11 protein-coding genes are annotated in these 13,884 nt (G+C 60.2%); 2 read left to right on the top strand and 9 right to left on the bottom strand.

Going from position 1 to position 13,884, the window contains the following annotated elements; genetic code table 11:
- Positions 1-4 precede the first annotated feature (4 nt).
- The 8 genes from ACR0E6_RS13180 to ACR0E6_RS13215 all read right to left on the bottom strand — a co-directional run bounded on the left by ACR0E6_RS13180 (position 5) and on the right by ACR0E6_RS13215 (position 8,746).
- The gene (locus ACR0E6_RS13180) at positions 5-577 is read right to left on the bottom strand and encodes a sarcosine oxidase subunit gamma (RefSeq protein ID WP_480584149.1); all 573 of its coding nucleotides are present in this window, start codon (positions 575-577) and stop codon (positions 5-7) included.
- Positions 570-3,530 (bottom strand): sarcosine oxidase subunit alpha family protein, encoded by a 2,961-nt coding sequence (locus ACR0E6_RS13185; RefSeq protein ID WP_480584152.1) that lies wholly within the window; start codon positions 3,528-3,530, stop codon positions 570-572. Before ACR0E6_RS13185 ends, ACR0E6_RS13180 begins: the two co-directional genes overlap by 8 nt.
- Positions 3,527-3,814, bottom strand: a complete 288-nt coding sequence (locus tag ACR0E6_RS13190; protein ID WP_480584155.1) for a sarcosine oxidase subunit delta — start codon at positions 3,812-3,814, stop codon at positions 3,527-3,529. Before ACR0E6_RS13190 ends, ACR0E6_RS13185 begins: the two co-directional genes overlap by 4 nt.
- A 12-nt stretch (positions 3,815-3,826) precedes the next feature.
- Complete coding sequence (locus tag ACR0E6_RS13195) at positions 3,827-5,077, bottom strand: sarcosine oxidase subunit beta family protein (protein WP_480584157.1); 1,251 nt, start codon at positions 5,075-5,077, stop codon at positions 3,827-3,829.
- A gap of 196 nt (positions 5,078-5,273) precedes the next feature.
- Complete coding sequence (locus ACR0E6_RS13200; protein ID WP_170622571.1) at positions 5,274-5,762, bottom strand: universal stress protein; 489 nt, start codon at positions 5,760-5,762, stop codon at positions 5,274-5,276.
- A gap of 24 nt (positions 5,763-5,786) precedes the next feature.
- Complete coding sequence (locus ACR0E6_RS13205; RefSeq protein ID WP_170622570.1) at positions 5,787-7,127, bottom strand: TRAP transporter large permease; 1,341 nt, start codon at positions 7,125-7,127, stop codon at positions 5,787-5,789.
- Complete coding sequence (locus ACR0E6_RS13210; protein WP_170622569.1) at positions 7,127-7,669, bottom strand: TRAP transporter small permease; 543 nt, start codon at positions 7,667-7,669, stop codon at positions 7,127-7,129. The genes ACR0E6_RS13205 and ACR0E6_RS13210 overlap by 1 nt, the downstream gene beginning before the upstream one ends.
- 60 nt (positions 7,670-7,729) lie before the next feature.
- The gene (locus ACR0E6_RS13215; RefSeq protein WP_170622568.1) at positions 7,730-8,746 is read right to left on the bottom strand and encodes a TRAP transporter substrate-binding protein; all 1,017 of its coding nucleotides are present in this window, start codon (positions 8,744-8,746) and stop codon (positions 7,730-7,732) included.
- Positions 8,747-8,895: 149 nt separating this feature from the next.
- Between ACR0E6_RS13215 and ACR0E6_RS13220 the strand changes: the two genes are divergently transcribed.
- Complete coding sequence (locus tag ACR0E6_RS13220; protein ID WP_480584163.1) at positions 8,896-9,816, top strand: LysR family transcriptional regulator; 921 nt, start codon at positions 8,896-8,898, stop codon at positions 9,814-9,816.
- Positions 9,817-9,854: 38 nt separating this feature from the next.
- Positions 9,855-11,198: an MmgE/PrpD family protein gene (locus tag ACR0E6_RS13225; protein ID WP_480584165.1), complete on the top strand. Its 1,344-nt coding sequence runs from the start codon at positions 9,855-9,857 to the stop codon at positions 11,196-11,198.
- A gap of 288 nt (positions 11,199-11,486) precedes the next feature.
- On the opposite strand, the gene ACR0E6_RS13230 is transcribed toward ACR0E6_RS13225, so the two are convergent.
- Positions 11,487-13,883, bottom strand: coding sequence for an FAD-dependent oxidoreductase (locus ACR0E6_RS13230; RefSeq protein WP_480584167.1), 2,397 nt, complete (start codon positions 13,881-13,883; stop codon positions 11,487-11,489).
- Position 13,884: the final 1 nt, after the last annotated feature.

Genomic DNA, 13,884 nt, shown 5'->3' on the forward strand with positions numbered 1-13,884 from the left:
CGTTTCAGCCCGCCGAGATAGCCTGCGCCGCCTCTACTAATGCGTGATGCAGGGACCCCGCCGATGACCGTGGCCCAAGCACGGCAAAGCTTTGACCCGCCTCAAGGCACCAAAGGTAGCAGCCGATGTGATGAATGGCGCAACGTGTCGCCGTCTGGGCCTTCATCGCGCGAATGTCCACGTTGCACAACCGTTCGAACAGATCGCAGGCCGTCGGGCCGGTAACGTCGAACCGGCACCATCCGTCGGTCTGCTCGACCACCGAAGCGGTCTGTTGCATGGCCGACTTGAGGTCTGCAGCCAGCGTTTCATGCGCCGCATAATCCGCATCGATCATCCAGCTGTCCGGGCCAAGCCAGAAGCCGGAAAATGGCGACCCAACAGCCGCGCCGCCGGGACCCGGCAGATCGAACCCCAAAACGTCTTTGGCCCGGCTGGCAAATTCCGCGCCCTGCCCCAGACGCATCGAAACAGAGGCCAGGGCGCGGTCTGTCACCTCGGTTATCGTCAGCCCTGCGATGGTCGAGACACGTGCCTCGGCAGATCCAAGGGCGGTGATGGCTTTTAGTTTATGCACGCAAACGCTCCCCTTCCGGATCGACAAAATGGGCGCTGACAATTTCGACCTCGGTCTCGGACCCTTCCAGCGGATTGACCAGACGCATGACCTCACCCATCCGCTCGGCCCCGTTCTTCAAAAGGCCCAACCCGATCGAGGACCCAAGGATCGGGGAATAGGCCGCCGAGGTGACATAACCCTGATCGTGGGCCGCATCGACAGGGCCGCCCTTGTTCATCAGGTGCCCCCCGGCTGTCACGGTCCGGCTGGCATCGACAGGTTTCAGCCCGACCAGCCGCAAGGCATCCGGTTCATTCAACCCGTCCCGCTCGCTGAGCGTATTGCCGATACAGTCCTTCTTCTTGCTGACCATCCGCCCCAGACCCAGGTTCAGGGCCGTTGTGGTCCCGTTAATCTCATTCCCGGTTGCATGGCCCTTTTCGATCCGCATGACGCCCAGTGCCTCGGTGCCATACGGGGTCGCATCGAACTCTTCCCCTGCCTCCATCAGCGCCCGGATCAGGGCGTCGCCATAGCGGGTGGGTACGGCGATCTCATAGGCCAGCTCACCACTGAACGAGATACGGAACAGCCGCGCGCGGCAGCCGCCGCAGACGGTGATTTCGCTACAGGCCATGAAGGGGAAGGCCTCGTTCGAAATGTCAAACTCGGCATCAACCACCTTTTGCAGCAACTTGCGCGCGTTCGGACCTGCCACCGCATATTGCGCCCAGGCTTCTGTGGTCGAGATCAGCTGAACATCCAGATCGGGCCACAGGCATTGCCGCGCGAATTCCATCTGGCGATAGACCAGCACCGCGTTGGCTGTGGTTGTGGTGACAACGAAATGATCCTCGGCAAACCGCGCGGCGGTGCCGTCATCATAGGCAATCCCGTCCTCGCGCAGCATCAACCCATAGCGCACCTTGCCGACGGGCAGTTTGGCAAATGCGTTCGAGTAAATCTTGTTCAGAAACTCTGCCGCATCCGCGCCCTGCACGTCGATCTTGCCCAGCGTGGTCACATCGCAGATGCCGACCGAGTTGCGGGTGGCCAGAACCTCGCGATCCACCGATTGCCGCCAGTGGGTCTCGCCCTTGCGCGGATACCATTGCGCGCGCAGCCAGTCGCCGACTTCGGTGAACACCGCGCCCTGCTCGGTGGCCCATGTGTGGCTGGGGGTTTTGCGGGTGGGGTGGAATTGCTTGCCGACTGCACGGCCTGCCAAAGTGCCCATCGCCACCGGTGTATAGGGCGGACGGAAGATGGTTGTACCGGTCTCGGGGATCGACTTGCCGGTCATCTCGGCCATCACCGCCAGACCACCCATATTCGAGGTCTTGCCCTGATCGGTCGCCATCCCGAGGGTCGTGTAGCGTTTCAGATGCTCGACCGAGACGTAATTCTCCTGATGCGCCAGTTTCACATCCTTGACGGTCACATCGTTCTGCTGGTCGATCCAGGCCCGACCTTTGCCCTGCTTCACATACCAGAAGGGTTGCAGATTGACCGCAGCATCCTCGGCTGTTGGAACATCACCCGGCGTGGCCTGAATGCCCATATCAGCCAGAGCTTCGACGGCACGCGCGGCGCCCGTTTCCATAGCTCCTTGGGTGGACAACACTCCCGCCGCCGCACCCGCGACCGACAGGCCAACCGGCAGAGACTCACCTGGCACAAACGCAGCCAGCGCTTCGTTCCACTGGGGTCGCCCGCGCTGATGACAGGTCAGATGCACATTTGGGTTCCAGCCGCCAGAGACAGCCAGCGCCCCGCAGATGATGTCGTGGGTAAAGCCCTGTTGCGTCTGGATCGTGACGGTCTCAAGACCCAGCCGCCCTTTGCTTCCAATGACCTGAGCCCCGGCGAACAGCTCCGCACCGTCGACCGCAGGCGCATCGGCCCGCGTGTCAATGACCGCGGCAACTTTGACGCCCTTTGCCATCAGATCCGCAGCCGTGCGATGCCCGTCGTCGTTGTTGGTGAACACTGCGACACGTTCATGCGGCGTCACCGCCCAGCGATTGGTGTAGGATCGCACAGCCCCCGACATCATGATCCCGGGCCGGTCATTATTCGGGAAGGCTATGGGGCGCTCGGTTGCGCCGGCGCACAGAACCGCCCGTTTCGAGTAGATCCGCCAGAAGATCTGTCGTGGCTCTGCCGAACCGGGTTGCGGTTTGTGGTCGGCCACCCGCTCGACCGCGCCGTAGATGCCATGATCGAACGCGCCGACAATCGTTGTGCGCGGCAGCAGGCGCACATTGTCCATCGACGTCAGTTCGGCCACGGCCTGAGCTGCCCAGTCCGACCCGGCCATGTCGTCGATGGCATAGGATTCCGAATTCAGCCGACCACCAAGGGCAAAATCCTCATCCGCCAGTATCACCCGCGCCCCAGCGCGCCCTGCGGTCAGGGCCGCCGACAAACCGGCAGGACCGGCCCCAATCACCAGCAAGTCGCAATGCAGGAAACCCTTGTCGTATGGGTCTGGATCATCCTGTCCCGAAACACTGCCCAATCCGGCAGCGCGGCGGATAATCGGCTCGTACAGCTTCTCCCAAAACGCCTTGGGCCACATGAAGGTCTTGTAGTAGAAGCCCGCCGTCAGGAAATTGCTGAACAGGTCATTGACCGCCAGAAAATCCCGCTGCAGTGACGGCCAGCGATTCTGCGAATTCGCGTCCAGCCCCTCATAGAGTTCCGCCACCGTGGCGCGCGTATTCGGCTCTTGCCGCCCGCCCGAGCGCAATTCGACCAGAGCGTTCGGTTCCTCCGACCCAGCCGTCAGCACCCCACGCGGACGGTGGTATTTGAAGGACCGGCCCATCAGGCGCACGCCATTGGCCAACAACGCCGAGGCCAGCGTATCGCCCGCAAGCCCTTGATAACGCTTGCCATCAAAAGTGAAGTTCAGGCTCTGCCCGTGGTCGACCAGACCGCCACTCAATCGATTGATCTGTCCGCTCATCTGCCGCGCCCCCGTTCCCGGGCCACGTCGCGGGCCAGTTTTACATCGGTAATTTCATGAGTCAGCGTGTTGCGCGTGACCACCAGCCAGGACCGGTCGCCCTGCTCGTGATACCAAAGCTCCTGATGCTCCCCCGCCGGGTTGTCGCGCAGATAGAGATAGTCGTGAAACGCCTCGGCCGCGTTATCGGCCTGCCAATCGGGGCGGTCGATCATGGAAGCGTCGCCGAGGTAAACGAATTCCTGCGCATCGCGAGGGCCAAGAAGCGGGTGTTCGATAATCATGAATGGCCTCCGTCAGTGCAGGTTGGGCTGCGCGCCCACCCCTTTTTCGTCGATCATGTGACCGGTGCGGAACCGGTCCAGACGATAGGCTGTTGCAACCTCATGCGGGCGGTCGGTGGACAGCAGATGCGCAAAACACCAGCCCGAGGCCGGGGTGGCCTTGAAGCCGCCATAGCACCAGCCGCCATTGAAATAGAGCCCCTCGATCCCCGTCCGGTCGATGAAGGGTGAGCCGTCCATCGACATGTCCATGACACCGCCCCAGGCCCGCAACAGGCGCACGCGACCCAAGGCCGGGATCAGGGAGACGCCGCTTTCGACCACATCCTCGATCACGGGCAGGTTACCGCGCTGCGCGTAGGTGTTGTACATGTCGATATCGCCGCCAAAGACCAACCCGCCCTTGTCGGACTGGCTGCAATAGAAATGCCCGGCACCATAGGTGATCACGCCGTCGATCAACGGCTTCAGCCCTTCCGAGACAAAAGCCTGCAACACGTGGCTTTCGATGGGCAGGCGCATCCCCGCCTTTTCCATCACCCGGCCGGATGATCCGGCAACGGCCACCCCGACCTTCTTGGCCCCGATATACCCGCGTGAGGTTTCGACCCCCTGCACCTTGCCGTTTTCAATGCGAAAACCCGTCACTTCGCAGTTCTGAATGATATCGACGCCGCGCATATCCGCGCCGCGCGCATAGCCCCAGGCCACCGCGTCATGGCGTACGGTGCCGCCGCGTCGGTGCAGCAAGCCGCCTTTGATCGGGAACCGCGCATTGTTGAAGTTCAGGAACGGGTACATCGCCCGCACGTCCTCGGTATCCAGCAGTTCGGCATCCGAGCCGTTTAGGATCATGGCATTGCCCCGCCGCCGCGCCGCATCACGCTGCGCATCGGTGTGCACAAGGTTCAGAATGCCACGCTGGCTGACCATGGCGTTGAAGTTGAAATCCTGTTCCAACCCCTCCCACAGTTTCAGCGAGAACTCATAGAACGGTTCATTCCCGTCCAGCAGATAGTTCGAACGGATGATGGTCGTGTTCCGCCCCACATTGCCGCCACCGATCCAGCCCTTTTCCAGCACGGCAATCCGGGCCTCGCCGAATTCCTTGGCCAGATAATAGGCGGTGGCCAGCCCGTGCCCGCCGCCGCCCACGACGATGATGTCATATTCGCTTTGCGGCGCGGGGTCGCGCCAGGCGGGCGTCCACCCTTTGTGGCCGGTCAAAGCCTCTTTGATGATCCGAAATCCGGAATAGCGCATGGGTCTCTCGTGTCAGTTTGACCCCACAATGCGCGATTCTGGATCGCTTGGCTTAGGTGTTTTGCGGTGTGCACTTGTCTCTTTGCGACCTGAACAGGGTCTGAGGTCCAAAAGGAGCGGGCTGTGAACCTTGGGGCACCAAAAAAAGAGGGCAGCCAAAAGGCTGCCCAGGTCGCTTAAGCGAGGGGGAGTTTTGCTAGTTCTGGTTCGGCACAACAAGCGTCGGAATGGTTGATCTGCGCAGAACGCGCTTTACGACTGTGCCCAGAAACGTATGCGACGTGCCATGTTCGTGCGACCCCATCACGATCAGATCGCATTTCAGCTCTCTGGCGCGTTTCAGGATCGATTCGGCAGGGTGCCCATCGATCAGTTCCACCGAAGACACGGCGGAATATTTCTCCTGATCTTCGGGGGTCAGCGATTTCAGGAAATCGTGCTGATTGTCCGTCAGCAGAGACTTCACGGCATCGTGCCGGTCCTTGATGGCCTGCTTGCGGGATTTGTCGTCCTGAATGAACATCCGCATGGTGACGATGGCATCCTGCGACAACGGTTCGGTGACATGCAGCACATGGGCTTTTGCCCCATGTGCGATTGCGATGCTCAATGCGTGCCGAAGCGCGTTGTCCGCGTTTTCGGACAGGTCCGTTGCGATCAGGATATTCTCGATTTTGGGTAGCATTGTCTTCTTCCTCCGTGTCGCGGATCAGTACCCAAAGAACCTTGGGAGCCATAGCGCGATTTCGGGCACGAAAGCGATAATGAAGATCGCCACCGTGTTGATGAAGGCAAACGGCAGGGCCGCCACCGAAATACGCTCGATCGAGATATTGGAAATACCCGATGCGATGAACAGGTTTTCACCCAATGGCGGCGTCTGGAAGCCGATGCCCAGAGTACAGACCATGACAACACCAAAGTGGATCGGATCGATCCCCATGCTGTAGGCCACCGGCAGCATCACCGGAACCAGGATCAGAATGGTCGCCAGCGTCTCCATGAACATGCCGACGAACAGCAGGAACAGGATCACCAGCGTCCAGATGATATAGATGTTGTCGGTGATCGACAGCATCCCGTCCGCGATGATGGCGGGGATCTGGTTTTCAACCAGCAGGCGGCCAAACACCGTCGCCGTGAACATGATCAGCAGCACGCGGCCGGTCAGCCAGGTCGTGGTCTCAAGCGAGGTGAACAGCTTCGGCCATGTCAGTTCGCGGTAGATGAACGCACCCACGATCAGAGTGTAGAAGATGGCCACAATCGCCGCCTCGGTCGGGGTGAAGAAGCCCGAATAGATGCCGCCCAGAATAACCACCGGTGCCATCAGCGCCCAGAACCCACGGTACATCTCGCACCAGATATGGCGGGCGGACCAGCCTTCGGTCGTGCCTTTGTAGCCGCGCTTTCTGGCCAGGATGTAGTTCATGACCAGCAGGCTTCCGGCAATCAGGAAGGCCGGGAAAAAGCCCGCGATGAACAGTTTCGGAATCGACACAGTCTGGAAGGTGCCATGCTCGGCCACCGCCTCGGGTGGGGGTGGCATACCCAGTGCCGCGATGCCGAAGATGATCAGTGGGATCGATGGCGGGATCACGATGCCCAGACCACCGGACGAGGCCGTGATGGCCGACGCATAGTCGCGGCTGTAGTTCCGCTGGATCATCGCGGGGATCATCAGCATGCCCACCGCCGCCGTTGTCGCGGGCCCCGAGCCCGAGATCGCGCCGAAGAACAGGCAGGCAAAGACCGCCGCTGCAGACATGCCGCCGGTAAACGGCCCGGCAAAGCTTTCGGCCACGTTGATCAGCCTGCGGGACAGGCCCGACGCCTCCATCAGCGCACCGGCCAGAATGAAGGCGGGCAGCGCCATCAGCGGGAAGGACCCCACCGAGGTAAAGGCGATCTGGACGAACTTGATCGGGTTTTCATCCAGCACGAGGAAGGTGATCAGCGTCGACACACCCAACGCCACCGTGATCGGCGCGCCGATGAACAACAGCAGAAGGAACCCGCCGAACAGGATATAGATGATTTCGGTGCCCATTACTTGCCCCCTTCTTCGCCGAGTTCTGCGCGGACCTCTTCCAGGTCAACCTTGTCCGGATCGCGCAGATCCTCGTCCAGAACGATTTTCTTGTAGTTCACCTGAATAATGCGAACGGTCATCAGGGCAAATGCAATGGGAAGAACGATGTAGACCCAGCTGAGGTGGAACCCGAGCGTCTGGGACGATTGGAACCGGTTCATCCGATTGAAGATGAAGTCCAGCGCCAGATAGACGAAATACAGGTTGAAGCAGATCCAGAACAGGTCGGCGAACGCTTCGATATACTTGATCGCACGCGGCGGCAGAAACTTGAACTGGAACGTCACCCGGTTGTGGGCGCCCATCTTGGCCGCATAGCTCGCGCCGAAAAACACGAACCAGACGAACATGTAGACAGACAGCTCCTCGACCCAGGAGAACGAGAAATTGAACACTGTTCGGACGACAACCTGAAGGAACAACAAGCAAACAAATGTCGCAAGCAGAAAGCGGCAAAGGTAGCTTTCTATATTGTTGAGGATCCCTAAAAAGGTTTTCATATGCCCCTCCCTAGAAGTGAGAGAGCGCCACTTGGGCGCTCTCTTGGTCTTTTTGTATTATTATTCCGAGACCGGCTCGCGGCCGATTGCGGCCAGCACGGCGTTCAGCTTTTCGACGCCGCCGATGCTGTCATAGAACTTCGGCCACACGGCGGTGGTTGCCAGTTCGATGAATTCTGCCTCGTCGTTTTCAGGAACGTGGATTTCCATGCCCTTTTCGACCAGCAGTTCTTTGATCTCGGCTTCCTTGTCGCGCAGGAACTGAGCCGAGGCTTTGGTGGCGTATTCACCGGCTTCCAGAACCATGGCCTGATCTTCAGCCGACAGACCCTGGAATACCTGCTCGGACACGATCAGAGGCTCGATCGAGAAGATATAGCGGATCTCGGTGACGTAGTCCTGAACTTCGTAGAACTTCATCGCGTTGATGGTGGTGTAGGGGTTGTCCTGACCGTCCACAACCTTGGTCTGCAGACCGGCAAAGGTTTCCGACCATGCCATCGGGGTCGGGCTGATGCCCCATGCCTTGTAGGTGTCGATCATGATCTCGTTCTTGGGAACGCGGATGACCAGACCTTCCAGATCGGCAACCGATTTCACCGGCTTTTTCGAGTTCGTCAGAACGCGGAAACCCGTATAGGTCCAGGCGATGATGCGCACACCCGCGTCATTGATGGTGTTCTCGGTCAGTTCCTGACCAATCGGGCCTTGGGTCAGCGTTTCCGCGTCTTCCAGGCTGAGAATCACGTAAGGCAGCGTGAACACACCAACAGTTGGCGAGAACGGCGTGACGTTGTTGATCGCCAGCAGCGACATGTCCAGCGTGCCGATTGCGGCATCGTTGACGGTGTCCTGCTCGGATCCCAGCTGACCGTTCAGGAACAGTGTAGCGGTGTGATTGCCGCCTGACAGCTCTTCCAGTTTTTCCTTGAAGGCAAGGCCGGTTGCTTCCTGGCTGGACCCGCCGCTGTCACCGACAGCGATCTTGAAGTTCTTGGCGCTTGCAGGCGCGGCCAATGCCAATGCGCCAAGCGATGCAACCGCCGCAAATGTTTTGATACTGTTGAGCAGAGTCATAAAACCTCCTCCTGTTCGTTGGTTTTTGGAAAGTGTTCCGACATGAACGAGTGCTCACTAGACTCACTTCGCACGAACACTAAGTTGTTTTGACTGTAACGCTAAGATAAAGTAATCGACGTAAAGGTGCAGAAAACTACACGTAACCCGTGCCACAGAAAAAAGCAATTACTAGCATATCAGATGTCGACATCAGGCTGCTTCAGGTCTTCCGTACTGTTGTTTGGTGTGGTGGGTTCACAGCGGCAGAGTTTGAACTGAACATCAGCCGGTCGACGATCAGCAAGCATATTGCCGATCTCGAAACACGGCTGGGCGCAAAACTGTGCCATCGGGGGGCCGCCGGGTTTTCCCTGACATCGGACGGCCAGTATGTCCTGGACTCCTCGAATGAGCTGTTTCTGGCCATCGACAAGTTCCAGAACGGGCTGGGCGATGTGCGCTCGGAACTGACCGGAAAACTGCGTATCGCCTTGTTTGATCATTCCACTTCAAACGAGGAATCCAACCTCGGCGGGGCGATCAGACATTTCATCGACAAAGCGCCGGGCGTGACGCTGGAAATATCCATGGAGCCGCCGAACATCATCGAAGAAGGCGTCATCAACGGGCGCTTTAATCTGGGGATCGTTCCCTTGCATCGGCAGTCGCCGATGCTGTCCTACTCGGAACTTTATGTCGAAAGAATGCGGTTGTTCTGCGGCCGAGAGCACGAGCTGTTTCATTCCGCGTCCGACATCGTCCCCCTGAACCAGCTGCGCAAGTACAATTATGCCGGTCTGAGCTTCAACTCGCCCAACATGGCCGTTCACCAAAAGTTGATGCTGAGGAAATCCGCATTTGTCCAAAACGAAGAATCCTTGATGCTTCTGGTTCTGTCCGGTCGATACCTGGGGTTCGTGCCGACACATAAAGCACGCGCTTTGGTGAAGGACGGTTTCCTTAAACAGATCAACTGCCCCGAGGCCGAGTTTTCGTCGACCATGGCAGCCATTGTCCGAAAAAGCGCATCAAAGGGACGTCGGTTGAATTTGTTTCTGGATATTCTGCGCAAAGCCCACGAAAGTTAGCCGCGAATACAGCCCTTCTGAGTGCAAAGGATAAACGCGTGGCCCCAAGATTCGACGCTTTCGCAGCCGGTCTGCGCTATGAGGATTTGCCTGAACAGGCGTTGTGGACTCTGCGCCGCTCCTTTCTTGATACTATGGGCGTCGCGGCCGTCGGGGCCACCACCGAGCTGTCGGGAATCGCGCGCCGCGTGGCCCCGCTGATTTTCGGGGCGGGCGGTGCGGGGCAGGCACAGATGCTGATGGACGGGCGCGCGGTCAGCCCCGTCGGCGCGGCAATGGCAGGTGCCTTCACGATTGACAGTATAGATGCCCATGACGGCACTACGCCCTGCAAGGGCCATGCGGGATCGGCCATCTTCCCGGCGCTGATCGCAATGGCGCAGGCCAGTGCGCCAAAGATGGACGGGCGTGACTTTGCCACGCTTCTGGCGACTGCGTACGAGCTGTCTTATCGCGCCGGTCTGGTACAGCACGCAACCTGCGCCGATTATCACACATCCGGGGCCTGGACGGCCGTTGGCGTCGCGGCAGCCGGTGCAAAGCTGCTGGGCGGACATGCGCAGCATATCCGTCACGCCGCAGGCATCGGCGAATACCACGGCCCGCGCAGCCAGATGATGCGCTGCATCGATCATCCGACCATGCTGCGCGACGGGGTCGGCTGGGGGGCACCATCAGGCGTCACCGCCGCCTATCTGGCCATGGAAGGCTTTACGGGCGCCCCTGCCCTGACCTGTGAAGGCGATGACGGCGCCGCCTTCTGGAACGATCTGGGATCCGGTTGGCGGTTGGTCGATCACACGCATTACAAGGCTTACCCGTGTTGTCGTTGGGCCCATCCCTCACTTGATTCGGTTCGGGACCTGATGCGCGAACATGCTCTGTCCCACCAGCAAATCGAACGTGTAGAAATCCGAACCTTTCACTACGCCACCCGTCTGGCAGGCCACGAACCGGCAAATCAGGACGAATTTGCATATGCAATTGCCTTTCCGGTGGCGGCAATGATTGTGCGCGGCCGCCTGGGGATTGAAGAGCTAAGCGCAGACACATTGCGCGACCCCGACATCCTGCGTGTCAGCCGCGCCATTCACCTGATAGACGACCCCGAGATGACGCGTATCAGCACCGACAAACGCTGGGCTCAGGTGACGCTTATTCTGCGCGATGGCCGCCAGATCGCCGATGCACCCCGCACCCCCCGCGGTGATGCAGACATGCCGCTAAGCGACGCGGAAATTCACGAGAAATTCCACCTGCTCGCCGACCCCGTCCTTGGATCGGACCGCGCCGATGAAATGGCAGAGCTGGCGATGCAATTCGACAGTCTGGACAGCGTCCGTTTTGCTCGGCTTCTTGAGCTCTGTTGCCTGCCTGTCTGAACCACAGTCTTTCACCGTCCCGCAACGCCATTGAACCAAACCAGGCGACGGCCTCTCTGAATATCGGTTATCGCACCATCGCTAGAGCAAGAGCCGCACTACCCGGTCTGGGTCAGCCTGACGCGTGACTCTGTCAAGGAACTGAACAACGCCAACCTGTCCTTGTTGTCCGGCATGCAGGCCGAGGTCTACCTGATCACAGAAAACCGCACGCCTTTGAGTTACCTGACAAAACCACTGACCGATCAATTCGCACGCGCGTTCAGGTAAGAGGTCGCAGACATAGCTTCAGGCTTTTGCTCTGGCGTTGCTCCTGTCCCATGGGGCCTCGGACAGGACGGTCGCGTCGATCAATCGCCCGAGAAGCGAGACATGCACCAACGTCCCGGCGGCGCGTGCGTGATCTTTCAGGAAGGCAATGGCCAAAGATTGATCAACGCTGTGCCCATAGGCCGCCGAGGTGATCGAGCCGACCCGTTCACCGTTCAGAAACACCGCTTCGCCGATCAGAGCATCGGTGGTTTCACCCTGAAGCGCCAGCAGGGCGATGCGGCTTTGCGGTTGGCGGGCCAGCATGGCCGCGCGGCCCACGAAATCCTTGGCGGTGGCCGCAAACCGTTCCTGACAGACATCCTTGTGACTGGCATCGTTGGCCAATTCGTGGCCCCCACGATAGAATTTCTCGATCCGCAGACTGTCCAGCGCGCGGGTTCCGAACGGGGCCAAGCCGTAGGCCTGCCCAGCCTTCCACAGCACATCCCACAACGCACCCAATTGATCGTTGGGGGCGTGAAGCTCATAGGCCAGCTCTCCGGTAAAGCTGAGCCGCAGGGCGTGAACGGGAATACCCGCGATGGTGATCTGTTTGGTCGACAGCCACGGCAGGGCCTTGTTGCTGACATCGTCCGGGGTGACGGTCTCCAGAACCTCACGTGCTTTGGGACCGGCGAGGCACAGGATACCGATTGCATCGGTCTCGTTCCGGATTGTCACGCCCTCCATCGGCACACCGCAATGCAGGGTCAGCCAATCCCAAACCCGCCGTTCCGAGGGCGCGCCGGTGACAAAATAGAAACTCTCTGGCCCCGTGCGGGCGATGGTGGCCTCGCCTTCGATTGTGCCCTTATGGTTCAGAAGCAGTGTCAGACAGGTCCGCCCCACGCGCGGCATCCTGTTGGCGCAGACCGCGTTCAGCCAAGTTTCGGCCCCCGGCCCTTCGATCCGGAATTTGGCAAAGGCCGAAAGATCCGCAAGGCCCACATGGTTGCGGACTGCATGGCATTCCGCAGCGGTTTGCTGAAAGCTGCTGGTGCGTCGCCAGCCCATTGGCTCGGGCGCGTAAAGGCGGGGGCGTTCCCAACCTCCTGCCTCTTCGAACGTGGCCCCAAGTGCGGCGCTGCGGTCATGGGCGCCGGATCGTTTCACGTCGCGGCAGGTTTGGCGCTGGTGCTGCGGATAGGGCATGGCTTGGCGCAGCGTGTAATCCTCGGTCGCGCGCTGGCGGGCATATTCGGCGTCTGCCCAGATGCCGAACCGGCGCGGATCAAAGGCACGGGTCGAAATACCCGCGCTGCCTTCGATCATCCATTCGGCCAGCGCGCGCCCTGCCCCCGGCCCCCAGGCAATGCCCACGGTAGCCCCACACGCCAGCCAGAAATTCCGCAACCCCGGCGCAGGGCCAAGCAACATCGCGCCGTCAGGCGTATAGGTGATACCGCCATTCACCACCCGCTTGATCCCGCGATTCATCAGGGCGGGCATACGTTCGAAACAGTTTTCCAGCCACGGGGTGATACCGTCCCAGTTGGGCTCAAACAGCTCGTTCTCACTGTCCCAGGGGCAGCCATCGGGCCAGACCGATTGCGGGTCCTGCTTGTCGTAGAGACCGATCAGGGCAGACCCCTGTTCGCGCCGTGTATAGCCGCAGAAATAGTCGTCACGCGTGACGGGGATCTCATGCGTCATCGATGTAAATTCGGGCACCTCGTCGGTCACGACGTAGTGGTGCAGCATGGTGGTGATCGGCAGGTCCAGCCCGACCATCGCCCCCACCTGCCGGGCGTGATACCCCGCAGCATTGACCACATGCTGGGCGATGATCGTGCCCTGCTCGGTCTCGACCTGCCATTCGCCCGAGGGCAGCTGCGTCAGGCCTGTTACCCGGCAATTGCGCCGCACCTGCGCCCCCAACTGCCGTGCACCCTTGGCCATGGCCTGACAGGTGCCCGAGGGATCAACATGGCCGTCATCCGGCGTATGGATCGCGCCCAGAACACCCGCCGCCTCGACGTCATATAGCGGGTTCAGCCGCGCCACTTCGGCCGCGTCGATGATATGAGCCTCTTGCCCGCGCGCCAGCACCGCGTCGCGGATGTGGTTGATCCAGTCCACATGCGCGGGGCTGGTCGCCACCCGCAACGAGCCGCAATTGTGCCAACTGACGCCGACTTCGGTTTCACGCTCGATCCGTTTGTACAATTCCACGCCATAGTCATGGATCGACCCCAGCGCCTGCCCGCCGACCATGCGGCTGACCAGACCGGCGGCGTGCCAGGTCGCGCCGCTGGTCAGTTCGGATTTCTCGATCAGGATACAATCGGTCCAGCCCATATGGGCCAGGTGATACAGCACACCCGCACCGATATTGCCGCCGCCGATCACAACTACGCGCGCGTGTTCCGTCATT

It is taken from the genome of Ruegeria sp. AP12 (assembly GCF_056540025.1).

What these genes read in the sequence shown, in the direction of transcription:
- ACR0E6_RS13185 (WP_480584152.1), bottom strand. Translation starts at nt 3,530, where the DNA reads ATGAGCGGACAGATCAATCGATTGAGTGGCGGTCTGGTCGACCACGGG.
- ACR0E6_RS13190 (WP_480584155.1), bottom strand. Translation starts at nt 3,814, where the DNA reads ATGATTATCGAACACCCGCTTCTTGGCCCTCGCGATGCGCAGGAATTC.
- ACR0E6_RS13195 (WP_480584157.1), bottom strand. Translation starts at nt 5,077, where the DNA reads ATGCGCTATTCCGGATTTCGGATCATCAAAGAGGCTTTGACCGGCCAC.
- ACR0E6_RS13200 (WP_170622571.1), bottom strand. Translation starts at nt 5,762, where the DNA reads ATGCTACCCAAAATCGAGAATATCCTGATCGCAACGGACCTGTCCGAA.
- ACR0E6_RS13205 (WP_170622570.1), bottom strand. Translation starts at nt 7,127, where the DNA reads ATGGGCACCGAAATCATCTATATCCTGTTCGGCGGGTTCCTTCTGCTG.
- ACR0E6_RS13210 (WP_170622569.1), bottom strand. Translation starts at nt 7,669, where the DNA reads ATGAAAACCTTTTTAGGGATCCTCAACAATATAGAAAGCTACCTTTGC.
- ACR0E6_RS13215 (WP_170622568.1), bottom strand. Translation starts at nt 8,746, where the DNA reads ATGACTCTGCTCAACAGTATCAAAACATTTGCGGCGGTTGCATCGCTT.
- ACR0E6_RS13230 (WP_480584167.1), bottom strand. Translation starts at nt 13,883, where the DNA reads ATGACGGAACACGCGCGCGTAGTTGTGATCGGCGGCGGCAATATCGGT.